This is a genomic window from Arthrobacter sp. E1SS-5 (assembly GCF_057073715.1).
The window spans coordinates 2,596,875-2,622,377 of the sequence record NZ_CP172703.1 but is presented as its reverse complement, the minus strand read 5'-3'; the positions used below and the strand labels follow the sequence as shown (position 1 = coordinate 2,622,377).

Annotated in this window: 20 protein-coding genes and 2 tRNA genes; 9 read left to right on the top strand and 13 right to left on the bottom strand. The window is 66.3% G+C overall.

Features of this window, described 5'->3' with window-relative positions; genetic code table 11:
• Position 1 precedes the first annotated feature (1 nt).
• Positions 2-1,168 carry a cysteine desulfurase family protein gene (locus ACIGJD_RS12180; protein WP_483686409.1) on the top strand — a complete coding sequence of 389 codons (1,167 nt, stop codon included), beginning with the start codon at positions 2-4 and terminating at the stop codon, positions 1,166-1,168.
• Positions 1,169-1,201: 33 nt separating this feature from the next.
• Here the strand turns inward: ACIGJD_RS12180 and ACIGJD_RS12175 are convergent, their stop codons facing one another.
• Together ACIGJD_RS12175 and ACIGJD_RS12170 are read right to left on the bottom strand one after the other, a co-directional pair.
• The gene (locus ACIGJD_RS12175; RefSeq protein ID WP_483686408.1) at positions 1,202-1,690 is read right to left on the bottom strand and encodes a GtrA family protein; all 489 of its coding nucleotides are present in this window, start codon (positions 1,688-1,690) and stop codon (positions 1,202-1,204) included.
• Between the two features lie 86 nt (positions 1,691-1,776).
• Positions 1,777-2,454, bottom strand: coding sequence for a DUF1684 domain-containing protein (locus ACIGJD_RS12170; protein ID WP_483686407.1), 678 nt, complete (start codon positions 2,452-2,454; stop codon positions 1,777-1,779).
• Positions 2,455-2,624: 170 nt separating this feature from the next.
• Here ACIGJD_RS12170 and ACIGJD_RS12165 point away from each other — a divergent pair, with 170 nt between their 5' ends.
• Positions 2,625-3,449 carry a hypothetical protein gene (locus ACIGJD_RS12165; RefSeq protein WP_483686406.1) on the top strand — a complete coding sequence of 275 codons (825 nt, stop codon included), beginning with the start codon at positions 2,625-2,627 and terminating at the stop codon, positions 3,447-3,449.
• A gap of 71 nt (positions 3,450-3,520) precedes the next feature.
• On the top strand, positions 3,521-4,327 hold the full coding sequence (locus tag ACIGJD_RS12160; RefSeq protein WP_483686405.1) for a transglutaminase-like domain-containing protein: 807 nt from the start codon (positions 3,521-3,523) through the stop codon (positions 4,325-4,327).
• Here the strand turns inward: ACIGJD_RS12160 and ACIGJD_RS12155 are convergent.
• From ACIGJD_RS12155 to bcp, 8 genes are all read right to left on the bottom strand, one after another.
• A complete protein-coding gene (locus tag ACIGJD_RS12155) occupies positions 4,324-4,797 on the bottom strand; it encodes a MarR family winged helix-turn-helix transcriptional regulator (protein ID WP_142133479.1) in 474 nt (157 codons plus the stop codon). The genes ACIGJD_RS12160 and ACIGJD_RS12155 overlap by 4 nt on opposite strands.
• Entirely contained in the window at positions 4,797-5,906 is a 1,110-nt protein-coding gene (locus tag ACIGJD_RS12150) for an LLM class flavin-dependent oxidoreductase (RefSeq protein WP_483686404.1), read from the bottom strand. Before ACIGJD_RS12150 ends, ACIGJD_RS12155 begins: the two co-directional genes overlap by 1 nt.
• 192 nt (positions 5,907-6,098) lie before the next feature.
• Positions 6,099-9,338 carry an efflux RND transporter permease subunit gene (locus ACIGJD_RS12145; RefSeq protein ID WP_483686403.1) on the bottom strand — a complete coding sequence of 1,080 codons (3,240 nt, stop codon included), beginning with the start codon at positions 9,336-9,338 and terminating at the stop codon, positions 6,099-6,101.
• Positions 9,339-9,407: 69 nt separating this feature from the next.
• The gene (locus ACIGJD_RS12140; RefSeq protein WP_483686402.1) at positions 9,408-10,910 is read right to left on the bottom strand and encodes a malate:quinone oxidoreductase; all 1,503 of its coding nucleotides are present in this window, start codon (positions 10,908-10,910) and stop codon (positions 9,408-9,410) included.
• Positions 10,911-10,989: 79 nt separating this feature from the next.
• Positions 10,990-12,657, bottom strand: a complete 1,668-nt coding sequence (locus ACIGJD_RS12135; RefSeq protein WP_483686401.1) for an ABC transporter substrate-binding protein — start codon at positions 12,655-12,657, stop codon at positions 10,990-10,992.
• A gap of 164 nt (positions 12,658-12,821) precedes the next feature.
• Positions 12,822-13,526, bottom strand: a complete 705-nt coding sequence (locus ACIGJD_RS12130) for a fasciclin domain-containing protein (protein WP_483686400.1) — start codon at positions 13,524-13,526, stop codon at positions 12,822-12,824.
• 232 nt (positions 13,527-13,758) lie between these two features.
• A tRNA-Leu gene (locus tag ACIGJD_RS12125) sits at positions 13,759-13,840 on the bottom strand.
• Between the two features lie 89 nt (positions 13,841-13,929).
• A complete protein-coding gene (gene bcp / locus ACIGJD_RS12120) occupies positions 13,930-14,403 on the bottom strand; it encodes a thioredoxin-dependent thiol peroxidase (protein WP_142133484.1) in 474 nt (157 codons plus the stop codon).
• Positions 14,404-14,499: 96 nt separating this feature from the next.
• Between bcp and ACIGJD_RS12115 the strand changes: the two genes are divergently transcribed.
• Entirely contained in the window at positions 14,500-14,958 is a 459-nt protein-coding gene (locus ACIGJD_RS12115; RefSeq protein WP_483689488.1) for a MarR family winged helix-turn-helix transcriptional regulator, read from the top strand.
• Between the two features lie 427 nt (positions 14,959-15,385).
• On the opposite strand, the gene ACIGJD_RS12110 is transcribed toward ACIGJD_RS12115, so the two are convergent.
• The 3 genes from ACIGJD_RS12110 to ACIGJD_RS12100 form a co-directional block, all read right to left on the bottom strand.
• Positions 15,386-15,461: transfer RNA gene (locus tag ACIGJD_RS12110), tRNA-Lys, on the bottom strand.
• A 113-nt stretch (positions 15,462-15,574) separates the two neighbouring features.
• Positions 15,575-16,792 (bottom strand): PQQ-dependent sugar dehydrogenase, encoded by a 1,218-nt coding sequence (locus ACIGJD_RS12105; RefSeq protein WP_483686399.1) that lies wholly within the window; start codon positions 16,790-16,792, stop codon positions 15,575-15,577.
• The gene (locus tag ACIGJD_RS12100) at positions 16,704-17,837 is read right to left on the bottom strand and encodes a sunset domain-containing protein (protein ID WP_483686398.1); all 1,134 of its coding nucleotides are present in this window, start codon (positions 17,835-17,837) and stop codon (positions 16,704-16,706) included. Before ACIGJD_RS12100 ends, ACIGJD_RS12105 begins: the two co-directional genes overlap by 89 nt.
• A gap of 263 nt (positions 17,838-18,100) precedes the next feature.
• Here ACIGJD_RS12100 and ilvD point away from each other — a divergent pair, with 263 nt between their 5' ends.
• The 5 genes from ilvD to serA all read left to right on the top strand — a co-directional run bounded on the left by ilvD (position 18,101) and on the right by serA (position 25,447).
• Complete coding sequence (ilvD, locus tag ACIGJD_RS12095; RefSeq protein WP_483686397.1) at positions 18,101-19,819, top strand: dihydroxy-acid dehydratase; 1,719 nt, start codon at positions 18,101-18,103, stop codon at positions 19,817-19,819.
• Between the two features lie 379 nt (positions 19,820-20,198).
• A complete protein-coding gene (locus ACIGJD_RS12090; protein WP_483686396.1) occupies positions 20,199-22,106 on the top strand; it encodes an acetolactate synthase large subunit in 1,908 nt (635 codons plus the stop codon).
• Between the two features lie 2 nt (positions 22,107-22,108).
• On the top strand, positions 22,109-22,621 hold the full coding sequence (ilvN, locus tag ACIGJD_RS12085; protein ID WP_141160110.1) for an acetolactate synthase small subunit: 513 nt from the start codon (positions 22,109-22,111) through the stop codon (positions 22,619-22,621).
• A gap of 86 nt (positions 22,622-22,707) precedes the next feature.
• Complete coding sequence (gene ilvC, locus ACIGJD_RS12080; RefSeq protein WP_483686395.1) at positions 22,708-23,733, top strand: ketol-acid reductoisomerase; 1,026 nt, start codon at positions 22,708-22,710, stop codon at positions 23,731-23,733.
• A gap of 124 nt (positions 23,734-23,857) precedes the next feature.
• A complete protein-coding gene (serA, locus tag ACIGJD_RS12075) occupies positions 23,858-25,447 on the top strand; it encodes a phosphoglycerate dehydrogenase (RefSeq protein ID WP_483686394.1) in 1,590 nt (529 codons plus the stop codon).
• Positions 25,448-25,503 lie beyond the last annotated feature (56 nt).

Here is a 25,503-nt window from a genome sequence, read left to right as displayed (position 1 = left end):
CGTGATCTTCCTCGACGCAGCCGCCACTACCCCCGTCCGCCGGGAGGTGCTGGACGCCATGTGGCCCCACCTCACCGGCGGATTCGGCAACCCGTCCAGCCACCACACCCTCGGCGAGTCGGCCGCGGCAGCGCTCGCAGGGGCGCGGTCTGCAGTCGCGGCCGTCCTTGGCTGCCGGCAGGGCGAGGTGGTTTTCACCTCCGGCGGTACCGAGGCGGACAACCTGGCCGTCAAGGGAATCGCCCTGGCCCGGCAGGCCGCAAACCCGCAGCTGGACCGGGTGGTGATCAGCGCCGTCGAACATCCGGCAGTGGAGGAATCCGCGCGGTACCTGGAACGCTTTCACGGCTTTACCGTGGACGTGGTGCCGGTGGACGCCGCTGGCCGCGTCACGCCGGAGGCCCTGTCAGCCGTGCTGCATCCGGAAACGGCCCTGGTGAGCATCATGTACGCCAACAATGAGGTGGGAACCGTCCAGCCCATCCCCGCCCTGGCGGAGCTTGCCCACGCCCATGGCATCCCGTTTCATACGGACGCTGTCCAGGCCGCCGGCTGGCTGCCTTTGGACACAAGGTCCCTGGGCGTGGACGCCATGAGCATCTCCGGGCACAAGCTCGGTGCACCTAAAGGCTGCGGCGCGCTGTTCGTCCGGAACCGCGTCCGGCTGGAACCGGTCATCCACGGTGGCGGGCAGGAACGGGGCCGCCGTTCCGGGACCGAAAACGTGGCTGGGGCGGTGGGCCTGGCCACTGCCCTCGGGCTTGCCCAGGACCGCCAGGCAGAGCAGCAGGCCCGGGTGCAAGCACTGCGTGACCGGTTCATCGGCGCCGTGCTGGCAGGAGTACCCGAGGCCATCCTTACCGGCCACCCCTCCGAACGCCTCCCGTCGGTGGCCTCGTTCTGCTTTCCCGGCACCAGCGGCGAGTCCGTCCTCCTGGAACTGGAACGGCGCGGCGTGGTCTGCTCCAGCGGCTCGGCGTGCGCTGCCGGCTCCGATGCGCCGTCGCCCGTGCTCACGGCCATGGGGATTCCCGCCGAGGTGGCCCAGACCGCTGTCCGGTTCAGTTTCGACGCTTCAGTGACGCAGGAGGACCTGGCGGCGGCCTCAGCCGCCGTACAAGCGGCGGTGGGCAGCGTCAAAAACCTGGGCGCGGGCCAGCGGCACTGACAGTCCCTGCCCTAGAATCAGCGATGCCGTTGTTCAGCGGTGCCGTGCCCGGCGGAAGATCCAGTGCCGCAGCATGCTGAACCGCACTGCGGTGGCCAGGAAGCCGGACAGCGTGGTGGCGACGAGTTCGTCCCCTACCGTGGCGGCCGGGTTGAACCAGTGCAGCACACCCAGGCTGCTGCCGGTGATCACCAGGGCCACACCGATCACCACCAGGCCGTTGAGGTGGTCGCGTGTGCGGCGCTGCTGCCCGGCGATCTTGAAGGTCAGCCGCCGGTTCAGCGCCGTGTTCAACAGGGACGTGAGGACCAGTGCCACCGCGTTGGCCAGCTGGGCGCCAAGCCAGGGCCGCAGCAGCGCATAGATGCCCAGGGACGCCGCCGTGCAGATGACGCCGACGCCGGAGAAGCGGATCAGCTGCCGGACGACGGGAAAGCGCAGGACTCCGCGGTGGTGCCTGGTGGCGGGAAAGCGCCGGGTGGCGGTCTCCGGCCCTGCCAGGGCTGACGTTTCCTCCCTCACGCGGCGGCACCGGCAATATTGTCAGTGCCGCGGACAGGGAAGAGCCAGGGTGCGCACTCGGAAGCGTTGCCACGACCCGCCACGGGTCAGTACAGCTCGCCGACGGGGATGTCCACAGCCAGCCGGTTGGACGGCCCGGGCAGGGGGCAGGCCCACGCTTCGTTGTAGGCGCAGGACGGGTTGTAGGCGAAATTGAAGTCCAGGACGAACGTGGCGCCGGGACCGCTGCCGTTCACACCGTGGAAGGCACCCTTGATGGTGTCCAGCAGGTAGCGGCCCGCCCCGTAGCTTCCACCCGGCTGGCCGGCCGTCGCGTCCCGGAACGGGACGAAGATCCCGCCGCCGTAGCCGTGGATCTTCCACACCCCCAGCTGGCCCATTTCGGGAAGATCAAAGGTGCCCAGCCGGACAAAGTGGACCACGCCGTCGGTTCCGGTGTCCACGCTCATCTCCCGGCCGGCGCCCTCCTTTGTCAGCGGGACGTGGAAACGGTAGATGGGATCGTAGTCGGCGGTCTTCAGGCCGGAGAAGCGCGCCTTGTCCGCTGCGGTCAGCGCGGACGCGGGATGGGTGGCGAACATCAGGTCGCGCTGGTGGCGCCAGTACGAGTGCGCCTCGGACGGGCTCTCCGCAGAGATCCGGCGGACAGCGTCGTACAGAGCGAAGGTCCGCAGCCGCCAGTCGGCAACATCCACGGCGGACATGTTCAGGGCGGAGTTGTCCGCGGGGTTCTCTTCGGCTGCGCCGTTCTGCTCTTCCGCCATAGCTTCCAGCCTAGTCCCAGCCCGGGATGGTAAATGTCCGACGGCGGCACGCCGGGCAGGTGCCCCGGCTGGCAGCTGGTTGTTTGGCCCGCGGAAGGGCCCGCAGTGATGCGAAAAACACCCCCGCGTGCGCGCAGGGTAGCGGACGGAGCGCCGCTAGGCTTGCTTCCATGACAGGCAAGGCAGCATCCCCCCTTTTTTCCGGAGCATCCCTTGTTGCTGCCGCATTCCTGCTGGCGGCCTGCTCCGGAACACCGTCCGGAAGCTCCGGCTGGACGGCGCAGCCGGCACCCTCCGGAACGGCTGCGAACGGGGTGGCAACGTCTGGCAGCCCCGCGCAGGGAGCCACCCCGGGTGCAACCGGCAGCAGCCCTGGAGCCACCTCCGCAACGCCGGCCGGACCGCAGGGCGCGGCCACTGCCGCTGCCTGGAAGACGTTCTCGGACTCCGCAAAGACGGTCAGCTTCGACCTGCCGGCGGACTGGATCGCCCAGTCCGTGCCAACGGAGGAAGGCGTCCTTCCCGGCGGACTGAAGGTTGACGTGAAGAAGCCCGACGGTACCTTCGTTGCCGCGCTCAGGACGGGACTCCCGCCGTCGTCCGCTGACTGCCCGGACAGCGCAAAGCACCCGTACACCGTGATCAGCAGCGTACCCATCGAACCCGCCGCGCAGGGCGGGGAAGGAACCATCCCGCCCCGGATGGTCTACCGGGTGATCCAGGGCTACCGCTACTTCGGCTCCTACGGCATCACCAACCTGGTGGGCGGCGCGGACGGCAAGGCGTGCGAGCTGCGGAACGTGGTACGCGGCCCCGCCGGCAAGGGGGACTACTCCTTCGGCGACCTGGTGGCGCTCACAGCCTTCGCCCCGGACCAGAAGGTGGCTCCGGCGAAGGCCTTTGACACCCTGGGCCAGGCAGCGCAGTACGTCAACGACAGCAGTGACTTCGCCAACGTGCAGCGGATGCTAATGTCGCTGAAGGTCAAAAACTAGTCCCGCTTCCCGCACTCACCAGGTGCCGGGGCACGCGACTTTCCGTCCGCCCCCAACACCCCCGGAGAGACATGGAACGCTCTGTTTCCGCACGCCTGGTTTTCAGGACCATCGCCAACACCAAGGTGGCCATGGCCATCGCCGTAGCGAGGAACAGCGGCTACTCGTCCTTCGACGAAAGCCTGTCCGTGACCGCCGGCGGAGCCGACGTTCCGCTCACGGATGTTTCGGACCACCACGGCGGCCGGTTCCACTACATGGAGTTCCCCGAGCCCACCGAGGTCACGGTGGAATACTCCGCCACGGTGACCGGCCGGGGCCTGCCGGAGGAGGCCAGCCTGGCAGACCGGATCCGCTACGTGCGGCCCAGCCGCTATGCCGAGTCGGACCGGCTGCTGCCCACGTCGTACGCGGAGTTCGAAGGGGTCCAGGGGGCGGACCTGGTCCACGCCGTCCGCGACTGGGTTAACGGTGAACTGCGGTACATCAGCGGCTCCTCCCGCGGCACCGACGGCGCGGTGGAAACCCTGCTCAGCCGGCGCGGCGTCTGCCGCGACTTCGCCCACCTGGCCATCGCGCTGCTCCGCTCCAAGGACATCCCCGCCCGCCTTGCCGCGGTTTATGCCCCCGGCCTGAACCCCATGGACTTCCATGCCGTGGCGGAAGCCTACGTGGAAGGCGCCTGGCACATCATCGACCCCACGGGGCTGGCCCCGCGGGAGTCGATGCTGCGCATTACCGCCGGCCGCGACTCGTCGGATACTGCCTTCCTGTCCACGGTGGGCGGAAGCCTGGTGCTGAACCAGCTGCGCGTCACCGCGGTGGTCAACGGGGACCTGCCGGCTGAGGATCCTGCACAGCTGGTGCAACTCGGCTAGCGTTTCCGCGGCAGGGGGCCCAGCGAGTTCCGCAGTTTGTCCGTAAGCCGCATCAGTTCCTTCTGCTCGGCGGCTGTCAGCGCGGGACCCACCAGCGCCGAGATGTCCCGCACGTGCTCCCGGCCAATCTCCTTCTGCAGCTCGCGCCCTTCGTCCGTCAGCTTCAACAGAACGCCACGGCCGTCCTCCGGCGCCGGCATCCGGGCCACCAGCCCCCGCTTTTCGAGCCGCTCCACCAGCCTGCTGAGGCTGGACTGGCTCAACAGGACATTGTCGTTGAGCTCGTTCAGCCGCAGCCAGCCTGACGGGCAGCGGGACAGCGTGAACAGGACGTCGTACTCATTGAGTGCCAGCTTCCGGAATGCCGGCCCGGACTGCAGCTTCCGCATCACGGCAACCTGCGCCCGGAACAGCGATTCCCACGTTTCGGCCGCCAGCCGCACCGGCGATTCGGATCCCCCCGCAGCCATTACGCCTCCGAAGTGGCTTCTGCGGCGTCCTGCGATGCCAGCAGGGTTGCCACGCGTCCGGCGTGGGTTGGCGGTTCCGGGACGTGCGCGGGCTTGAGGGCCGCGTATTCCTTGCGCAGGACGGGCAGGACTTCCTCGCCGAACAGGTCCAGCTGCTCCAGCACGGTCTTCAACGGCAGCCCGGCATGGTCGATCAGGAAGAGCTGGCGCTGGTAGTCGCCGAAGTACTCGCGGAAGGTCAGCGTCTTTTCGATGACTTCCTGCGGGCTGCCCACGGTCAGCGGGGTCTGCGAAGTGAAGTCCTCCAGGGACGGCCCGTGGCCGTAGACGGGGGCGTTGTCGAAGTACGGCCGGAATTCCTTCACGGCGTCCTGGGAGTTCTTCCGCATGAAGAACTGGCCGCCGAGGCCGACGATGGCCTGGTCCGCCTTGCCGTGGCCGTAGTGCTCGTAGCGTTCACGGTAGAGGCCGATGAGCTGCTGGTAGTGCTCCTTGGGCCAGAAGATGTTGTTGGCGAAGAACCCGTCACCAAAGTAGGCCGCGACCTCGGCGATCTGCGGGGTGCGGATGGAGCCGTGCCACACAAAGGGGGCCACGCCGTCCAGCGGACGCGGCGTGGAGGTGAAGTTCTGCAGCGGGGTGCGGAACTTGCCGGACCAGTTCACGGTGTCCTCATCCCAGAGCCTGCGCAGGAGACTGTAGTTCTCGATGGCCAGCTCCACGCCGTCCTGGATGTTCTTGCCGAACCAGGGATACACCGGGGCCGTATTGCCGCGGCCCAGGACCAGGTCCACCCGTCCGTCCGCAAGGTGCTGCAGCATGGCGAAGTCCTCGGCGATCTTTACGGGGTCATTCGTGGTGATCAGCGTGGTGGCCGTGGAAAGGATGATCCGTTCGGTCTGGGCTGCGATGTAGGCCAGGGTGGTGGTAGGGGAGGAGGAGAAAAAGGGCCGGTTGTGGTGCTCGCCCAGGGCGTAAACATCCATGCCGATTTCCTCGACCTTCTTGGCGATGGCCACCGAGGCCTTAATGCGTTCGTGCTCGGTGGGGGTGCGGCCCGTGGTGGGGTCCGTGGTGATGTCGCTGACGCTGAAAACACCGATTTGCATGGCGTGCCTTTCCGTTCCTGGGCTTGCTGGGCTTGGTCCCATTCTAGACCAATTTAGATGCATTTGCATCTATCGCCTTCTGTAACACCGGGCAGCCGTGGTTATTCCCGCATTCGTCCAACGCGGGACGGTGCGTTAAACGGCGATGCCCGCACCGCGGGGCGGTACGGGCATCGCCGTGAGCGGCGTGCGCTATTCGGCGCCGGGGGCCGCGCGGCGGCCGCTGACCTTGGGAACCTGGCCGGTGGTCCAGTCCCGGAACTCCGCGTCGACGTCGGACCCCGGCCCTGTCTTCACGCCGGGCTCCGGGCTGGCCCGCAGGTCCTTCAGCAGTGCCTTCTTCTCGCGCCGCCCCTCCACCAGCCGGTACAGCACGGGGACCAGGATCAGGGTCAGGGCCGTGGAGGACACCAGGCCGCCGATCACCACCACGGCCAGCGGCTGCGAGATGAAGCCGCCGCCGCCGGTGAGGCCCAGCGCCATGGGGGTCAGGGCGAACACGGTAGCCAGCGCCGTCATCAGGATGGGCCGCAGGCGCTGGCGTGCGCCGTTGGTGATGGCATCCGCCACGTTCATGCCGGGACGGCCGTCGCGCGGCTGCCGGTACTGGTTGATCAGGTCGATCAGCACGATCGCGTTGGTGACCACGATGCCCACCAGCATCAGCATGCCGATGAGCGACGGCAGTCCCAGGGGCACTCCGGTGAGCAGCAGCAGGGCCACGGCACCGGTGGCCGCGAACGGAACCGAGACCAGCAGGATCAGGGGCTGGACGAGGGACTTGAAGGTGGCCACCATGATCACATACACAATGGCGATGGCCGCCAGCAGGGCCAGGCCCAGCTGGCGGAAGGATTCGGCCTGCTGGGTGGTGGCGCCGCCGATCGTGGCGGTGACCCCCGGCGGCAGCTGGACGTCGGCCAGCCGCTTCTGGACTTCGCTGTTCACCGCACCCAGGTTGGAGCCCGACGGCGTGATTGACACTTTGGCGGTGCGCTCACCGTTGCTGGCGGTGATGGAGACGGGGACGTCCACCTGCTCCACGGAGGCGATGCTGCCCAGCGTCACCGGCCGGCCGCCGGCAGGCAGCGGGATGTTCCGGACGGCGTCGATGCTGGTGAACTTGGTGCCCTGGCCGATCCGGACGGGGAAGTCGTTGGTGTCGATCCGCACGGTGCCGGCGGGGATGGGGCTGATGGTGGATGCAAGGACCCCGGCCACCTGTTCCTCGTTCAGTCCGGCGGCTGTGGCTTTGGCCCGGTCCACCTTGACCTGCACAACCGGGTTGCTGGCGGCCAGGTTGCTTTCCACCTCGCTGGTGCCGGGCACGCCGGTCATGGCCGAGACCATGGTGTCGCTGGCGGACTTCAGGTCGGCGCTGGTGGCTGCCTTCAGGGTGATGTCCACGGTGGAGGAGGTGCCGAAGCCGCCCTGCTGGGTGCCTACGGAAACCTTGCCGGCGTCGGGCACCTTGGCAAGCTCCGAACGCACGGTGTCCTGGAGCCGTTCCTGGTCGGCCTTTTCATCCGTGACCACTGTGAAGGTGGAGTTGGAGGATCCGGTGGAGGTGAGGGCGGCGAAGCCGGCCTGGGCGTTGCCCGAGGTCACCTGTACGTCCTTGATGCCGTCGATGCCGCGCAGTACCTCCTCGAGGCGGATGGCTGCAGCACTCGTGTCAGCGAGGCTGGTGCCGGCAGGCAGCACCTGGCGGACCGTCAGGCTGTTCTGCCCGGAATTGCCCAGCAGGTTCGTGGCCAGCAGCGGCGTCATGGCTCCGGTGGCACCGAGCACCAGGACAGCGGCCACCAGCGTGATTACCGGGTGCCTCTGGGTTGACCGAAGGATGGGGAGGTAGCCGCGCTGCAGGCGGCTGCGCTGTTCGGCGTCGTGGGCTTTCGCCTTCGCCTCTTCGGCCATCCGCCGCGCTTCGGCGGAACCTGCGGGGGCTGCAGCCCGGGCCTTGGGGTTTTTGAGGAACCAGTAGGCGAGCACCGGAACGATGGTGAGGGAAACCAGCAGCGAGGCCAGCAGTGCCATGGTCACCGTCAGGGCAAACGGCCGGAACAGCTCACCGGCAAGCTCGCCGACGAAGGCGATGGGCAGGAACACCGCCACCGTGGTCAGGGTGGACGCCGTGATGGCGCCGGCCACTTCCCGGATGGCGGTGAGGATCGCCGTCGACTTTTCCTCGCCGTAGCTCAGGTGCCGTTTGATGTTTTCGATGACCACGATCGAGTCGTCCACCACCCGGCCGATCGCGATGGTGAGCGCGCCGAGCGTCAGGATGTTCAAAGAGTAGCCGGTGCCCGACAGCCCAATGAAGGTGATCAGCAGGGACAACGGTATGGACACCGCGGTGACCAGGGTGGACCGGGCGGACATGAGGAACAGGAGGATGACGGCGACGGCGAACCCCAGCCCCAGCAGGCCTTCGGTGGTGAGGTCCTTGATGGACTTTTCGATGAAGGGTGCCTGGTCGAAGACGGGGGTGAACTTGGCGTTTGAACCCAGTTCCGCTTCGAGCTCATTCAGGGAGTCCCGCACCGCGTGCGAAATCGCCACCGTGTCGCCCTCGGGCTTCTTGGTGACGGAGACGGCAAGGGTCTCTGCCCCGTTCGTGCGGGTGATGGAGGTGCGTTCGTCATCCTTGATCGACACATCGGCCACAGAGCCGATGGTGGCCGCGTTTTTTGCGCCGGCCAACGGCAGCGCCTTGATGGCATCCAGGGAATCCACCGGGCTGCCGATCTGCAGTGACAGGGTCTTTCCCTGGTCCTCGAGGGTGCCCGCAGGAACCAGCGCGCCGTTGTTGGACAGGGCGTCCCGGATGGCGGTGAGGCCCGTTCCCGCCGCGGCCATCGCGTCAGCCCGGGGGAGGATCTCGATGTGCTGGGTGGCGCCGCCGGTCACGTCAGCGCTGCGGACGCCGTCGATCTTCTGCAGCCGGGGCACGCTGAGGCGCTGCAGGTCCGCGTTCAGGTCGCTGAGCGGCCTGTCCGAGGATACTGCCAGGAAGACGATGGGGAAGTCGCTGATGCTGCCGGCGATGGCCTGCGGCTGGACGTCGCTGGGCAGGGTCCGCTTGGCGTTGGAGATGGCCCGGTCGATTTGGTTCCGGGCCCGGTCCAGGTTCGATCCGTAGGTGAACACCATGGTGATCTGGGAGACGCCGGTGCGCGACGTGGAGGAGGTGGATTCCAGCCCCTCCACGCCGTTCAGCGCCTTCTCGAGCGGACCGCTGACCTGCTTGTCCACCACTTCCGGCGACGCGCCCGGCATGGAGCTGAGCACCGTGATCTGCGGGAACTCAATGGAAGGAATGAGCTCCTGTTTCAGCGATGACATCGTGATCACGCCAAAGACCGAGGCGAAGACCGTGATCAGCGCGATCAGGGCCCGGTTCGCCAGGGAAAGGTGCGCCAGCCGGAACATGGGTGGTCTCCTGGGGGTTTAAGTGACTGGTACATGCCCTGGGGGTGCCAGCCGCTGGCCCCGGCAGGGTCAGTGGCTGGCGGAAACGCTCTCCAGCTGGAGGGACTTGGCCGTGGCCCGTTCCAGCTCCGCGGCGAGGTCCGGATTTTCATCCAGCTTCACCCCGTAGCCGGGCATCATGTCCTTAAGCTTGGACTGCCAGCCCTTGAAATTCTTCGGGAACGTCTTCTGCAGCAGCTCGATCATGATGGGGACAGCGGTCGAGGCTCCGGGCGAAGCGCCCAGGAGCGCACCGATGGAGCCGTCGCGGCCGGCGATCACTTCGGTTCCGAACTGAAGGATGCCGCCCTTTTGCGGGTCTTTCTTGATGATCTGTACACGCTGGCCGGCCGTGATGAGTTCCCAGTCCCCGCCCTTTGCCTCCGGGTAGTACTCGCGCAGTGCTTCGACCTTCTGGTCGTGCTTCTTGACCACTTCCTTCACCAGGTAGGCGGTGAGGTCCATGTTGTCCTTGGCCACGGCGAGCATCGGGATGATGTTGCCCGGGCGGATGGACAGGGGCAGGTCCAGGTAGGAGCCGTTCTTGAGGAAGTTGGTGGAGAAGCCCGCGTACGGTCCGAACAGGAGGGAGCGCTTGCCGTTGACGTAGCGGGTATCCAGGTGCGGGACGGACATGGGGGGAGCGCCCACCGAGGCCTGGCCGTACACCTTGGCGCTGTGCTGGGCGGCGATGGTTTCATCGGTGCAGCGGAAGAACTGGCCGGAGACCGGGAACCCGCCGTAGCCCTTGCTCTCCGGAATGCCGGAGGCCTGGAGCAGGTGCAGGGCACCGCCGCCGGCGCCGACGAAAACGAACTTCGCGTGGATTTTGCCGTGTTCCCCGGACTTGGGGTACTTCAGCGTCAGGTCCCAGCCGCCGTCGGACGCGCGGGTGATGCCGGTGACGTCATGGCCGTAGTTGATTTCGACGCCGTTGTTCCCCAGGTAGGTGGTCAGCTCACGGGTCAGCGCGCCGAAGTCCACGTCGGTGCCCTCGGCGGCGCGGGTGGCGGCGATCTTCTGCTGCGGGTCGCGGCCCTTGACGATGAGCGGGGCCCACTTGGCGATCTGCGCGTGGTCCTCGGAGAACTCCATGCTCCGGAACAGGGTGTGCGGCTTCAGTGCCTCGTAGCGGGTCTTCAGGAACCGGCTGTGGTCCTCGCCGATCACGAAGCTCATGTGCGGAACCGTGTTGATGAAGCCCTTGGGTGACCCAATGAGGCTGTTGTCCACCAGGTGGGACCAGAACTGGCGGGACAGCTGGAACTGTTCGTTGATGAGCAGTGCCTTGGCGGGGTTGACCGAGCCGTCCTTGGCTGCGGGGGAGTAGTTGAGCTCGCAGAGGGCGGCGTGGCCCGTTCCTGCGTTGTTCCAGGGATCTGAGCTCTCGAGCCCCGGCTGGTCCAGCCGTTCGAACAGGGAGATGGTCCAGTCCGGCTCCAGCTGCTTGAGGAATGCCCCCAGCGTGGCGCTCATTATGCCGCCGCCTATCAGGACAACGTCGGCGTGTGGGGTCTTGGAAATGAAGGTCACGATCAGTCTCCGATTGCAGCGGCTCTGGCTGTCACAGAATATCCCCGCGCGGGCCACATACTGAAATTGGGCCGGTCCGTCAAGACTTCAGCTGGACCTTCGTAAAAACTTCATTTAAGACCGGGGATGCCGGGTAACTCTGCACCCGGTCCGAGAGGGCAAGCGCGGAAATGGGGAAGGCGACGGGAACGGCCGGCACCGTCGCGGCTATCTGGGCATTGATGGTGTGATAAAGGTCATCCCGCTCCTTGCCGTCGGGCAGTCCACGGGCCCGGTTGATCTTCGAAAAGACCTGCGGATCCTGGTACCCGAACTCGCCGTTTTTCTCCCCGAAGAGCGGGCCCACGAAGTTGTCAGCGTCAGAGTAGGAGCCGTTCCAGCCGAGGATGTGGAGCGCGTGGTCGCCGGCGGACTGGACTTTCTGCAGGTACCCGTCGGACCAGTCCACCGGGACAGGCTTGATGTTGAAGCCGACGGCGGTGAGCTGGCGGCTGAGTTCGGCGTACACCTTCTCCGGCGTGGGCAGGTAGGGCCGGGTGACGTTCAGGGGGTAATAGAACTTCAGTTCCTCGCCGGCGTAGCCACCCTCCTTCAGGTAGTCCTTGGCCTTCGCCGGGTCGTGCCCCAGCTCCGGCGCATCGTTGTTGAAGCCACTGATCTTGGGCGGCACGAACTGCGTGGCCTTGGCGGTGTTGTCGATGAAGAACTTCCGGATCAACGTTTCCTTGTCGATGGCCAGCTCCACCGCCTGCCGGATCTTCTGGTTTTGGAGAACCGGGACGTCCTGGTTCATGCCCACGTACATCACGGAGAACGGATCGCGCTGGACAATCTGCTTGCCGCGCTTCACCAGTTGGTCGAAGTTGCCCACTGTCACGGCGTCGTAGCCGTCGATCGTGCCGTCCAGCAGTGCCTGGAGGCGGGTCTGCGGGTGGTTGTAGGCCATGAAGTTGATGGTGGCGATCTGGCCCCGGTCGCCCCAGTAGTTCCGGTTGCTGGACAACGTCACATTGTCAGTGCCCCAGGCGGCGAGGGTGAAGGGGCCCGTTCCCACCGGGTTTGTCGCGAACGCAGACATGGCCTGGCCGCCCCGGTTCTGGTCCAGGATGTCGGCTTTCCCGGACGCGAGGGCCGCAGGGGACGCGATGGCAAAGGCGGGCAGGGTCAGCGCCTGGAGGAACGCGGTGAAGCGCTGGGTAAGGTCGATCTGCACGGTATCGGGTGCCGGCGCCGTACAGCTTTTGAAGATGGAGAGGCCGGGCTCGTCCGAGTATGCCTTGAACACGCCCTTGAAGGAGCTTCCCGGTGCCTGCTTCCGCAGTGCCACGGGGAAATTGAACCAGCGGTTGAAGTTGGTGCAGACGGCGTCGGCGTTGAAGGGCGTGCCGTCCTGGAAGGTGACTCCCGTGCGGAGCTTGAACGTATAGGTGCGGCCGTCGTTGGACTCATTCCACTCGGTGGCCAGCAGCGGGGTGGGCTTGCCGGTGGTCTGGTCCACGCCCACCAGGCCTTCGAGGATCTGCCGGGTGATGCGCTGCGACTCCACGTCGTTGGACAGCGCCGGGTCCAGGCCCAGGGGCTGGGCGGCCGTACCGAAGTTGAAGGTGGCCGCAGGCTCCGCCGGGGTGGTGCTGGGCGTACCGGAGGTGGGGGAAGGGGACGGCATGCCTGTGCACGATGTCACGCCCAGCGCCATGAGGACGGCGCCGGCCTTGATGACCGTACGCCGCGAAGTACTGCTGGGCACTCGTTTATCACCTCTGGATGCTGCCGGTTCCGCCGCTTGCGGGCCGGGATCCAGTCTAGGGGACAGGAATCGGAGTTGGACCCGGAACGCCGCCCGGCGCGCCAAGGCCGGGCCCGCTGGCGCCAGCGGACCCGGCCTTTTGTTGGGGGGCCTTACGGGAGGGCTTACTTGGGCATGAGGACCGAATCGATCAGGTACACCGTTGCGTTCTTGGTCTTGACACCGCCGCAAACCACGTTGGCGTTGTCCACCTTGAGGTTGTCGCCGCTGCCTGTCACGGTCACGGAACCACCCTCGACCGTGGCGTGGGTGCCGGCGATCTTGTCAGGGGTGATCTGGCCGGGGACTACGTGGTAGGTCAGGATCTTGCTCAGGAGGGCATCGTCCGTCTTCAGGGTCTCGATGGTGGCGGGGTCGATCTTCTTGAAGGCGTCGTCAACCGGGGCGAAGACGGTGAATTCGCCTCCGTTGAGGGTGTCCACCAGGTTGACCTTCGGGTTTAGCTTGCCGGAGACGGCAGCGGTCAGCGTGGTCAGGATGGGGTTGTTGGACGCTGCCACGGCCACCGGGTCAAGGGCCATGCCCTCCACCGAGCCTGCACCGGTGGGAACCTGCTTGGCATAGGCGGCGCAACCCGGCCCAACGAGGTTGGCGGCGGGGTCCATCATGCCGGCCGAGGAGCTGGCGGACGGAGACGCCATGGCGGAGCTGGACGGGGACGCCATGCTGGAGCTGGGCGACGATGCCATCGGCGCGGACGACGCCGAGGATCCCGATGTGCTGCCCGAGCCGCCGCATGCGGTGAGGCTGAGCAGAGCGGCCGCTGCAACGCCTGCGACGGTGAAAGTGGTGCGCTTGAAGGTCTGCATTTCAGTTCTCCTTGGATCGTTTGCCTGCCGCCGTCGGACGTTGTGCCGTCGGCGTGCGGTCTGCCTTGCGGTAAGCACCTGCCCTTGGCTGGTGTCTCAATGGCTATTCGGCCGGTGGGCAGCGGCGGATGGGTGGATCTTTGGAGTTTTTCGAATTGAAGCAGGAACCGGCACCGGGCCGGGGACTGCTTAACGCACGAATCCCCCGGCCGGAGCCGGGGGAATCGCCAGGTGCGCAAGGGGGGACTTGAACCCCCACGCCCGAAGGCACAGGAACCTAAATCCTGCGTGTCTGCCAATTTCACCACTCGCGCGCGTCATCCGGCGCGTTGAAAGTACGACGGCGGATGACAGGTTCCATTGTAGCGTCGCCCCGGCGGTGGGCCGGGCAGCCGCGGCCGGGTCAGGCGTCCAGGTTGAGGTCCCGCCTCAGCTTGGCAACGTGTCCCGTGGCACGCACGTTGTACTGGGCCAGTGCCACCTTGCCGTCCGGATCCACCACGATGGTGGACCGGATCAGGCCCTCGTAGGTTTTGCCGTAGTTCTTCTTCTCGCCCCAGGCGCCGTATGCCTCGGCCACCGCGTGGTCCGCGTCGGAGAGCAGCGGGAACGTCAGGGACTCTTTGTCAGCGAACTTGGCGAGTTTTTCGACGGGGTCCGGCGAGATGCCCAGGACATCGAAGCCTGCCGCCTGGAGGGAAGCCAGGCTGTCGCGAAAATCGCAGGCCTCCTTGGTGCAGCCGGGGGTGGAGGCGGCCGGGTAGAAGTAGACGATCGTGGAGCGCCCGGGCCGGGGAGCCAGGCTGACGTCCTTGCCGGTTGAATCCTGCAGGGTGAAAGCGGGTGCATTGTCGCCGGTAACGAGTCTTTCAGCCATTGTTTTTCTCCTTGTTGCGGGCGGGACACAACAGCCTAATAAGCACGTGGAGCGAGTGCTAATCGGCACTTGGTTATACTTGCTGCTATGCCTGATATGGATCACTGGCCCACAGGGCGCCTTCTGTCCACTGCTGCGCGCCTCGTTGAACACTCATGGAACGAAAAACTTGGCGCCATCGGACTCACCCACGCCGGTGTTATCGCCATCGAAGTCCTTGCCGCGCAAGGACCCATGACCCAGGCCCAACTCGCTCAGTACGTCCGCGTCCAGGCCCAGACCATGGGCAAGACGCTCAGCCGGCTTGAGGCCCACGGCCACATCGCCCGGGTACGCAGCACCTCTGACCGCAGGAGCCATGTGGTGTCGCTGACCGAGCAGGGCAAGGAAGCCGTTGCCCAGGCGGTGGAGATGGAGCGTTCGGTGCTGGCGTCAGCGTCGATCGACCCCGAACTGCTGCGCCAGGAACTCAAAGCCGTTGTGCGTGAGCTCGCCAGCCAGTTTGCCACCACACCCAGCAACGCCGGAGCCCTCATGGATAACGTGGCCAAGTAGCCGCCTATGGCACCGACTGCATAAGCGCGGACCTGGTCTTGTATGGCCGGGCCGCGCTTTTTTGTGCCCGGCCGCCGCCCGCCGTCGTACCTCTCCGCCCCCGGCCGCCGCCCGCCGTCGTACCCTCTCCGCCCCCGGCCGCCGCCCGCCGCCGGGGCTGCTCTTTTTGCGCCCGGCCGCTACCCGCCGTCGTACCCTCTCCGCCCCCAACCATCGATTGCTCCCCACCGGCCCCCTGGCCTCGCAAGCTCGGCCAGGGAACCCTGCCGGCGTGGGCCCACCTGTCGTTTTGAGTGACGAAAACGGCAATTACTCAGCAATCGATGATCGGGGTGCACCCGGGGGCCGAGGGGGAGCGCTTGATGAAGTAAGGGGAAAACAGAACAACCCCGGTTTGTGTTTCCACAAACCGGGGTTGTTTTCCCAGTGGTGCACCCCCCGGGACTTGAACCCGGAACCCATTGATTAAGAGTCAATTGCTCTGCCAATTGAGCTAGAGGTGCATCTTTTTGCTTCCATCCCCGGGCTTTTTCTTTCCCGTTGATCTCCGCAACGACATGAAACTCTACACGAACTTTTGGTGCAAGTGAAATCGGCGCCGCCAGCAGTCTCTGTGTCACGGGGAAGGCCGCAAAACCAGCGCAAAATCAGGGTTTTCACCGTTCGTCAGCATCCAAAAGCCGCCTGCGGGAGTCCTGATCACGTCCCGGATCCGCCCATACTGTCCTGTGAAATAGGCCACAGGTACTCCTGCTTCCGTTCCGGACAGTGGGACCAGCCATAGCCTTTCGCCGCGGAGTGCCCCCAAGTAGGCAATGCCGCCCACGATTTCCAACCCGCTGGGGGATGCTTCGCTGGTGGAGGGCCATACGACCTTTGCGTCCTGGAAGCCGGAGCGGTGCGGTGCCCCGGTGACTTCGGGCCAGCCGTAGTTGGCACCCGGCAGGATCAGGTTCAGTTCGTCGTCCACATCGGGTCCGAACTCGGTGGCCCACAGCCTGCCGGTGTTGTCCCAGGCCAGGCCCTGTACGTTGCGGTGGCCCAGGCTGTACACGGCATTGCCGAAGGGATTCCCCGGTGCCGGGCTGCCATCAGGGGTGAGCCGGAGTATCTTGCCGCCCAGCGCGTTGCGGTCCTGGGGCTGGTCGCGGCGCTGGGCGTCGCCGGTGCCTACATAGAGGAACCCGTCAGGACCAAACCGGATCCTGCCGCCGTTGTGCGTGTTGGCTTTGGGTATGCCCGAGAACACGGCTTGGGGCTGGCCGAGCGTCAGGGAGCCGTCGGGAGTGCTGTCGAGGGCAAGCCGGACAATCCGGTTGTCTTCCTGGCTGGTCAGGTAGGCGTACAGGTAGCGGTCCGAGTCAAAGTGCGGTGAGAGGGCCAGGCCCAGCAGGCCGCCTTCGCCGCCGGGTACCACGCCAGGGACCTTCCCGAGGGTAGTGGCCTTCCTGTCCCGGACGGCTTTCAGCAGTGCGGTGCCGCGCTCGGAGATGATGGCCGTGCCGTCGGGGAGGAAGACTGCGGCCCAGGGAGTGTCCAACTGCAACTCCAAGCGCTCCTGGACTGCGGGCGCAGGAATAGGGGTACCAGTTCGAGTGGGGACAGCAACGGCGCTTTCCGCCGGGGTGCTGGTACCGTCAGGGCTTGTGGCGGGTGCCGGCGGGGGAGGTCCCGTACAGGCGGCCACTGCAAGGCATACGGCCAGGCAAGAAAGGCCCGCCGCAAAGCGACGGGCCTTTGTCCTGCTAGAGCCGCCTGCGCCGCGGTGCGCGGAAACCCGCGGCCTCTGCGTGCGCAGCGGATTCAAACCACACTTCCGCTTTGGTCTGCTCATAGTCCGGGTGTCCTTCTTCGTAGTAGACCATCGCGGCAGCGTCACCCTTGACCGTGTAGTCTTCGGGCCCGCTCCCGTCGGGTCCCGGCGCTGCGGAGCCGGCACCGTAAGGCTCGTTTGCTGCGAGATGTCCGGAAGGTTCGGGGACGGCGGAGGCCTGCCCCGGAGCACCGCTCGGGCCCTGGGTGAATTCTGCGTCCGGGCCGGATGGCTGGCGGTGGTCCGCCCCGTTCTCAACCAGCGCGGAAGACTGTGCCCGTTCCAGCGTTTCAGCGGCACCGGCGTCTCCATGGAGCGCTGCGGCGTCACCATGGGCCGCATCGGCGCCGGCCGGGGCCGTGCCGGAGGAAACGGGCTGTGAAGCCCCGCCCTGGGCGCTCGCAGAACCGGGATTGTCTGCCCGGTGCTGGGGCGCCTGCCCGCCGGCCGTCCCGGCTGCTGGGGTGCCGGCCTCGTCTGAGCTTTCCACTGCGGCCGTTTCGGCACCCGGAAGCGTCGGGGCGTGGGGTGCCGTGTATTCGTCATGGTGCAGCGGACGGCCCGTGGTGGGGGAGGGCTGGCCTGCGGGAGCTTCCGCCGCTGCACCTTGCTGCGCGGCGGTCTCCGGGGAGGCGGCACCCGCCGAAGGCGCCGGCGGCGTTGCCGTCCCGCTTGTAGCGGAGGAACCGGACCGGGATCCGGCGCCGGCTTCGGACCACTGGGTTTCCCACTCTGCCTGGTCGGCGGCCTCGTCCTGGCGCCGTCGTTCTTCCCGCTCCCCGCTGCCGGAGGTGGCCGCGGAGTCCGCCGGCTCCTCGGCCGTGGAGGGCGCTGCCGGTTCAGCCGGCCGGCCGAATCCAGCTGCTGTGGGGATGCCGGTGGTTCCAGCGGCCTGGGCGGACGCTGCAGCGCTGCCGCCCTCGAGGGCCCCGTCGGTGCGCGCGCCGCCGGTCCCGGTTCCGGCCGACGGTCCGCCGGGAGGGTTGGCTGTTCTCTTGCGGTTGAGCAGCCACAGGATGATGGCGGCGATGATGACGACGAGGATGATCCAGAAAATAATGTCCATGGCAAGCCCTTCGGTCCAAGGTGTGGATGGGTGTCCTGCCCCGACGCTACGTCGGGTCACCACCGCTGTCCAGAGACGCCGCGCGCACGGGGTGCATGCCCCGGGGTTGCCCACCACCGGCAGGCTCCCGGGCGGACGTGGATCCGGTCTGTCTCGAATTCTGAGACGCGCGTCCAGCAATTGAACAAGGATCAGCCGCATTTTCGCCCAAATGTGCCGATGGCTGTCGTCTCCGCCACTGCCCGAGCCCTAGACTTTCCCCTATGAGTGACAGCCGGATCGCAGCCGATACCAAGCCTGACATCAAGCCCCGCAGCCGCGTCGTCACCGACGGGATCCATGCAGCCCCAGCGCGGGGCATGTTCCGGGCCGTCGGCATGGGTGATGACGACTTCGCAAAGCCCCAGGTGGGCGTGGCGAGCTCGTGGAATGAGATCACCCCCTGCAACCTTTCGCTTAACCGGCTGGCCCAGGGCGCCAAGGAAGGCGTCCACGCCGGCGGCGGCTTCCCCATGCAGTTCGGCACCATCTCGGTGTCCGACGGCATCTCCATGGGCCACGAAGGCATGCACTTCTCCCTGGTCTCCCGTGAAGTCATTGCAGACTCCGTCGAGACCGTGATGCAGGCCGAGCGGATTGACGGTTCCGTCCTGCTGGCAGGCTGCGACAAGTCCCTGCCCGGCATGCTCATGGCGGCCGCCCGGCTGGACCTTGCCAGCGTCTTCCTCTACGCGGGGTCCATCATGCCCGGCTGGGTCAAGCTTGAGGACGGCTCCGAAAAGGAAGTCACCCTTATCGACGCCTTCGAGGCCGTCGGCGCCTGCGCGGCAGGCAAGATGAGCATGGAAGACCTGACCCGCATCGAGAAGGCCATCTGCCCGGGCGAAGGCGCTTGCGGCGGAATGTACACGGCCAACACGATGGCCTGCATCGGCGAGGCCCTGGGCATGTCCCTCCCCGGCTCCGCCGCCCCTCCCTCGGCAGACCGCCGTCGTGATGAATTCGCGCGCAAGTCCGGCGAAGCGGTGGTCAACCTGCTGCGCCTGGGCATCACGGCACGCGACATCATGACCCGGGAGGCCTTTGAGAACGCCATCGCCGTCACCATGGCGTTCGGCGGCTCCACGAACGCCGTCCTGCACCTGCTGGCCATCGCCCGCGAAGCCGAGGTTGAACTGACCCTCGACGACTTCAACCGCATCGGCGACAGGATTCCGCACCTGGGCGACCTCAAGCCGTTCGGCCGCTACGTCATGACTGATGTCGACAGGATCGGCGGCGTGCCGGTAATTATGAAGGCACTGCTCGACGCCGGCCTGCTGCACGGCGACTGCCTCACCGTCACGGGCAAGACCGTCGCGGAAAACCTCGCCGCGATCAACCCGCCGGACGTCGACGGGAAGATCCTGCGCGCCCTGGACAACCCCATCCACAAAACCGGCGGCATCACCATCCTGCACGGATCGATGGCCCCCGAAGGCGCCGTGGTCAAGAGTGCCGGGTTCGACGCCGACGTCTTCGAGGGAACAGCCCGCGTCTTCGAGCGCGAACAGGGCGCCCTGGACGCGCTGGACAACGGCCAGATCCACGCCGGCGACGTTGTGGTGATCCGCTATGAGGGCCCCAAAGGCGGGCCGGGCATGCGCGAAATGCTTGCGATCACCGGCGCCATCAAGGGTGCCGGCCTGGGCAAGGACGTCCTGCTCCTCACCGACGGGCGGTTCTCCGGCGGCACCACCGGCCTGTGCATCGGGCATGTTGCGCCGGAAGCGGTCGACGGCGGCCCCATCGCCTTTGTGAAGGACGGAGACAGGATCCGGGTGGACATCGCCGCACGCACCTTCGACTTGCTGGTGGACGAAGCGGAACTCGAGGCCCGCAAGGTTGGCTGGGAGCCGCTGCCGGCCAGGTACACCAAGGGCGTGCTCGCCAAGTACGCCAAGCTGGTCCACAGCGCGTCAACCGGGGCTTACACCGGCTGACGCCTTCCCCTTTGGTGCGGCGCTGAGCGCCGCACCAAAGGGGCCCCTCGGCGTCAACCTTATTAAGCCCTTCCGGGCTAGGGTGGGCCGCTGAGGAAAAGATTCCATGCTGATGGGATCAGTTGGTGGACAACGGGGTCCACATGGTGAGATAGGGTTGTTGCTCGTTGACACCCATCTTGCCAAGAGGGAAAACTGAACGCATGACTTTCGTTACCGCCGGCACCGTCGTCGTCCTTACCAAGCGCGTGGCACATTAGCCCCCTGGTAACGAACCGTCACGCGCAAACCCCTCAAAAGCCGCCAGGCCGAGGGGTTTTTTTATTCCCACCGTTATAACCAGTTCCAAAACCAGAGAAGATCCACAAGGAAGAGTCCGATGAGCAAAGGATCGCCCATCAGCCCCTCGCTGATGGCCACCAAGTCCGCTGGAGCCGCCAAGGCTCCGGAACGCGCCGACCGGACGGCTGATCATGCCGCCGTCGTCGGCGACCTTGCTGCCGTCTCTCCTGTCCTTGGGCCGAACAACGTCGTACCCCCGACGGTGATGACCGGCTCGCAAGCAATCGTCCGCTCGCTCGAAGAACTCGGCGTCGACGACATTTTCGGTTTGCCTGGTGGCGCGATCCTGCCCACCTACGACCCCCTGATGGCCTCCACCATGAACCACGTGCTGGTCCGTCACGAACAGGGAGCCGGCCACGCCGCGCAAGGCTACGCCATGGTCACCGGGCGGGTGGGCGTGTGCATCGCCACCTCCGGCCCCGGGGCCACCAACCTCGTTACCGCCATCATGGATGCCCATATGGACTCCGTGCCCCTGGTGGCCATCACCGGCCAGGTATCCAGCGGCGTCATCGGCACCGACGCGTTCCAGGAAGCAGACATTGTGGGCATTACGATGCCCATCACCAAGCACTCCTTCCTGGTGACCGACCCCAATGACATCCCGCACGTGATGGCCGAGGCCTTCCACCTGGCCTCCACCGGCCGTCCCGGCCCCGTGCTCGTGGACGTGGCAAAGGATGCCCAGGTGGGCCAGATGACCTTCTCCTGGCCGCCGAAGATCGACCTGCCTGGCTACCGTCCGGTCACCCGCGGCCACAACAAGCAGGTGCGGGAGGCTGCGAAGCTCATTGCGGCCTCCACCAAGCCTGTCCTGTACGTGGGCGGCGGCGTGGTCAAGGCCCACGCCTCGGCCGAACTCTTCGCCCTTGCCGAAGCAACCGGCGCGCCCGTGGTGACCACCCTGATGGCCAAGGGCGCGTTCCCGGATTCGCACCCGCAGCACGTGGGCATGCCCGGCATGCACGGCAGCGTTTCCGCCGTCACCGCCCTGCAGCAGTCCGACCTGCTGATCACCCTCGGGGCCCGCTTCGACGACCGCGTTACCGGCGTGCTGAAGACCTTCGCACCCAACGCCAAGGTCATCCACGCGGACATCGACCCCGCGGAGATCTCCAAGAACCGCACCGCGGACGTGCCCATCGTCGGGTCCGTCAAGGAGATCATCCCGGAGCTGACCGAGGCCGTCCGGAGCCAGTTCGAGGCTTCCGGCACCCCGGACCTCACCACCTGGTGGGCATTCCTTAACAACCTCAAGGACACCTACCCGCTGGGCTGGACCGAACCGGACGACGGCCTCATCGCCCCGCAGAAGGTCATCAAGCGGATCGGCGAGCTGACCGGTCCCGAAGGCGTGTACGTGGCGGGCGTGGGCCAGCACCAGATGTGGGCCGCGCAGTTCATCAAGTACGAGCGCCCGCACGCCTGGTTGAACTCCGGCGGCGCCGGCACCATGGGCTATGCCGTCCCGGCGGCCATGGGCGCCAAGGTGGGTGAGCCGGACCGCGTGGTCTGGGCCATCGACGGCGACGGCTGCTTCCAGATGACCAACCAGGAGCTGGCCACCTGCGCCATCAACAACATCCCCATCAAGGTTGCTGTCATCAACAACTCCTCGCTGGGCATGGTGCGGCAGTGGCAGACCCTCTTCTACGAGGGCCGCTACTCCAACACCGACCTCAACACCGGCCACGACACCGTCCGCATCCCGGACTTCGTCAAGCTGGGGGAGGCCTACGGCTGCGCATCCTTCCGCGTTGAACGCGAAGAGGACATCGATGCCACCATCCAGAAGGCCCTCGAGATCAATGACCGTCCCGTGGTCATCGACTTCGTGGTGAGCCCCAACTCCATGGTGTGGCCGATGGTGCCCGCCGGCGTGAGCAACGACCAGATCCAGGTTGCCCGCAACATGACCCCGGAATGGGAAGAGGAAGACTGAGCATGACCCGCCACACACTTTCCGTCCTGGTTGAGGACAAGCCCGGCGTCCTGACCCGCGTGGCCAGCCTCTTCGCCCGCCGCGCCTTCAACATCAACTCCCTGGCCGTTGGCCCCACCGAAGTGCCGGGCGTTTCCCGCATGACGGTGGTGGTCGACGCCGACGGCGACCTCATCGAGCAGGTCACCAAGCAGCTGAACAAGCTGGTCAACGTCATCAAGATCGTTGAGCTCACCCCCGAATCTTCCGTACAGCGCGACCACATCCTGGTCAAAGTACGTGCGGATGCCGCAACACGCCTGCAGGTAACCCAGGCCGCAGACCTGTTCCGCGCCTCAGTGGTTGACGTGTCCACCGACTCCGTCGTCATTGAGGCCACCGGCCATCCCGAAAAGCTCACAGCCCTGCTTTCAGTGCTGGAGCCCTTCGGCATCCGCGAAATTGTGCAGTCCGGCACCCTGGCCGTTGGACGGGGATCCCGCTCCATGAGTGACCGGGCGCTCCGCTCCGCCTAGGCGTCAAGCCCACGGCGGCATCCGCGCCCGTAACCGCAGCACCGCAAGACCACTATCTAGAAAACCACTCAAGAGGAGTTACGCAAGTGACTGAAATGTTCTACGACGACGACGCCGATCTCTCGATCATCCAGGGCCGCAAGGTTGCGATCGTTGGCTACGGTTCCCAGGGCCACGCCCACGCGCTGAACCTGCGCGATTCCGGCGTCGAGGTCGTCATCGCCCTGAAGGAAGGCTCCAAGTCCACCGCCAAGGCCGAGGACGCCGGCTTCCAGGTCAAGAACGTTGCCGACGCCGCCGAATGGGCCGACGTCATCATGATCCTGGCGCCGGACCAGCACCAGCGCACGATCTACAACGACTCCATCAAGGACAAGCTGAAGCCCGGCAAGGCCCTGGCCTTCGCGCACGGCTTCAACATCCGCTTCGGCTACATCCAGGCGCCGGAAGGCGTTGACGTCATCCTGGTGGCCCCGAAGGCTCCGGGCCACACCGTTCGCCGCGAGTTCGAGGCCGGCCGCGGCATCCCGGACATCATCGCCGTCGAGCAGGACGCATCCGGCAACGCATGGGAGCTGGCCAAGTCCTACGCCAAGGCCATCGGCGGCACCCGCGCCGGCGTCATCAAGACCACCTTCACCGAAGAAACCGAAACCGACCTCTTCGGTGAGCAGTCCGTCCTGTGCGGCGGCGTGTCCCAGCTGATCCAGTACGGCTTCGAAACCCTCACCGAGGCCGGCTACCAGCCGCAGATCGCCTACTTCGAGGTGCTGCACGAGCTCAAGCTCATCGTCGACCTCATGTGGGAAGGCGGCATCGCCAAGCAGCGCTGGAGCGTCTCCGATACCGCTGAGTACGGCGACTACGTCTCCGGTCCCCGCGTGATCACCCCCGAGGTGAAGGAAAACATGAAGGCCGTCCTGGCCGACATCCAGTCCGGCGCGTTCGCCAAGCGCTTCATCGAGGACCAGGACAACGGCGCCGTGGAGTTCAAGGAACTGCGCGCCAAAGCCGAGCAGCACCCCATCGAGGCCGTGGGCCGCGAGCTGCGCGCCCTGTTCTCCTGGCAGCAGCAGGACGTGGACTACGTGGAAGGCTCCGCAGCCCGCTAAGGCTGCGGAGCAACCACACAGACCGCACCGGTGAGGCCGGGCTCACACTTAACAATGTGAGCCCGGCCTTTCCGTCGGCCTAGACTTGTTTCCATCCCCAGGACTGCAACGCAGAGGATCAGCCGTGTCAAAACCCGTAGTACTGCTCGCCGAAGAACTTTCCCCCGCCACCGTCGAGGCCCTCGGCCCGGACTTCGAAATCCGCCAGACCGACGGCGCCGACCGTTCCCAGCTGCTCTCGGCGATCAGTGACGTAGACGCCATCCTGGTCCGCTCCGCCACCCAGGTGGACGCCGAAGCCATCGCCGCGGCCAAGAACCTCAAGGTCATCGCCCGTGCCGGCGTGGGCCTGGACAACGTGGACATCAAGGCCGCCACCCAGGCCGGCGTAATGGTGGTCAACGCGCCGACCTCCAACATCGTTTCCGCCGCCGAGCTCACCGTAGGCCACATCCTCAGCCTGGCCCGGCACATCCCGCAGGCCAGCGCCGCCCTCAAGGACGGCGAATGGAAGCGCTCCAAGTACACCGGCATCGAGCTGTTTGAAAAGAAGATCGGCATCATCGGCCTGGGCCGCATCGGCGCCCTGGTGGCAGCCCGGCTCAAGGGTTTCGACACCAAGATCCTGGCCTACGATCCCTACATCACCTCGGCCCGCGCCGCGCAGCTGGGCGTTCAGCTGGTAACCCTGGACGAGCTGCTGTCCCAGTCCGACTTCATCACCATCCACATGCCCAAGACACCCGAGACGGTGGGCATGCTGGGCGCCGACGCCTTCAAGAAGATGAAAAAGACCGCCTACGTGGTGAACGTGGCCCGCGGCGGCCTGGTGGACGAGGAAGCCCTCTTCACCGCCCTGCAGGACGGCGAGATAGCCGGTGCCGGCGTTGACGTCTTCGCCAAGGAGCCCAGCACCGACCTGCCGTTCTTCAAGCTCGACAACGTGGTGGTCACCCCGCACCTGGGCGCCTCCACGGACGAGGCCCAGGAAAAGGCCGGCGTCTCCGTTGCCAAGTCGGTCCGCCTGGCCCTCGCCGGCGAGCTGGTGCCGGACGCCGTCAACGTTGCCGGCGGCGTCATTGCACCCGACGTCCGCCCGGGCATCCCGCTGATCGAGAAGCTGGGCCGCATCTTCACCGCGCTGACCCACGCCTCCCTGACGCAGTTCGACGTCGAAGTGGCCGGCGAGATCTCCTCCCTGGACGTCAAGGTCCTGGAACTCGCGGCACTGAAGGGCATCTTCGCCGACGTCGTGACCGAGCAGGTGTCCTACGTCAACGCCCCGGTCATCGCCGAGCAGCGCGGCATCAACGTCCGCCTGATCACCACCCCGGAGACCGAGTCCTACCGCAACGTCCTGACCCTGCGCGGCGCCCTCAGCGACGGCAGCCAGATCTCCGTGTCCGGCACCCTGACCGGACCCAAGCAGATCGAGAAGCTGGTGGGCATCAACGGCTTCGAGGTTGAGATCCCCATCAGCGAGCACCTCGTGGTGGTTGCCTACACCGACCGCCCCGGTGTCATCGGAACCATTGGCCACATCCTGGGCATGAACAACATCAACATCGCCGGCATGCAGGTGGCGCGCTCCAACGAGGGCGGCCAGGTCCTGGCGCTGCTGACCATCGACAGCTCCGTTCCCCAGCAGGTGCTGGACGCCATAAAGGCCGGCATCGGCGCCGAGATGGTCCGGGAAGTGGACCTGGAAGACTAGCGCGACACACCGGCCGAAACGCCGTAACCGCTCCTCCGCAAGGGCACGTCAAGGCG

What these genes read in the sequence shown, in the direction of transcription:
- ACIGJD_RS12170 (WP_483686407.1), bottom strand. Translation starts at nt 2,454, where the DNA reads ATGGCGGAAGAGCAGAACGGCGCAGCCGAAGAGAACCCCGCGGACAAC.
- ACIGJD_RS12165 (WP_483686406.1), top strand. Translation starts at nt 2,625, where the DNA reads ATGACAGGCAAGGCAGCATCCCCCCTTTTTTCCGGAGCATCCCTTGTT.
- ACIGJD_RS12160 (WP_483686405.1), top strand. Translation starts at nt 3,521, where the DNA reads ATGGAACGCTCTGTTTCCGCACGCCTGGTTTTCAGGACCATCGCCAAC.
- ACIGJD_RS12155 (WP_142133479.1), bottom strand. Translation starts at nt 4,797, where the DNA reads ATGGCTGCGGGGGGATCCGAATCGCCGGTGCGGCTGGCGGCCGAAACG.
- ACIGJD_RS12150 (WP_483686404.1), bottom strand. Translation starts at nt 5,906, where the DNA reads ATGCAAATCGGTGTTTTCAGCGTCAGCGACATCACCACGGACCCCACC.
- ACIGJD_RS12145 (WP_483686403.1), bottom strand. Translation starts at nt 9,338, where the DNA reads ATGTTCCGGCTGGCGCACCTTTCCCTGGCGAACCGGGCCCTGATCGCG.
- ACIGJD_RS12130 (WP_483686400.1), bottom strand. Translation starts at nt 13,526, where the DNA reads ATGCAGACCTTCAAGCGCACCACTTTCACCGTCGCAGGCGTTGCAGCG.
- bcp (WP_142133484.1), bottom strand. Translation starts at nt 14,403, where the DNA reads ATGGCTGAAAGACTCGTTACCGGCGACAATGCACCCGCTTTCACCCTG.
- ACIGJD_RS12115 (WP_483689488.1), top strand. Translation starts at nt 14,500, where the DNA reads ATGGATCACTGGCCCACAGGGCGCCTTCTGTCCACTGCTGCGCGCCTC.
- ACIGJD_RS12105 (WP_483686399.1), bottom strand. Translation starts at nt 16,792, where the DNA reads ATGAGCAGACCAAAGCGGAAGTGTGGTTTGAATCCGCTGCGCACGCAG.
- ACIGJD_RS12100 (WP_483686398.1), bottom strand. Translation starts at nt 17,837, where the DNA reads ATGGACATTATTTTCTGGATCATCCTCGTCGTCATCATCGCCGCCATC.
- ilvD (WP_483686397.1), top strand. Translation starts at nt 18,101, where the DNA reads ATGAGTGACAGCCGGATCGCAGCCGATACCAAGCCTGACATCAAGCCC.
- ACIGJD_RS12090 (WP_483686396.1), top strand. Translation starts at nt 20,199, where the DNA reads ATGAGCAAAGGATCGCCCATCAGCCCCTCGCTGATGGCCACCAAGTCC.
- ilvN (WP_141160110.1), top strand. Translation starts at nt 22,109, where the DNA reads ATGACCCGCCACACACTTTCCGTCCTGGTTGAGGACAAGCCCGGCGTC.